The sequence below is a fragment of the Bradyrhizobium sacchari genome (genome assembly GCF_002068095.1).
GTDB lineage: Bacteria > Pseudomonadota > Alphaproteobacteria > Rhizobiales > Xanthobacteraceae > Bradyrhizobium > Bradyrhizobium sacchari.
The window spans coordinates 354,298-354,529 of sequence record NZ_LWIG01000033.1 but is presented as its reverse complement, the minus strand read 5'-3'; the positions used below and the strand labels follow the sequence as shown (position 1 = coordinate 354,529).

General features: G+C 73.3%; 1 protein-coding gene. It reads right to left on the bottom strand.

Features of this window, described 5'->3' with window-relative positions; all coding sequences use genetic code 11:
* A partial coding sequence (locus tag A5906_RS45290) for a glutathione binding-like protein (protein ID WP_245326972.1) occupies positions 1 to 232 on the bottom strand: 232 nt, incomplete at both ends.

The window sequence follows — 232 nt, the reverse complement described above, 5'->3', positions numbered from 1 at the left end:
CGGGCCGCTTGCCGAGCTCGGCGAGCCAGCGCGTCAGGTTCGGCTGGGCCGGCCGGCTGATGCCCTCGACGCCGAGCCAGCGCCGCGCGTAGGAGCCGATCGCGATGTCGGCGAGCGTGAACTGGTCGCCCTCGATGAAGCGGCGCGAGGCGAGCAGATTGTCGGCGATCGCCCAGACCTCGGCGGCGGCATCGGCATCGCGCTGCACCTGGATCATGTCGCGCTCGGCGGG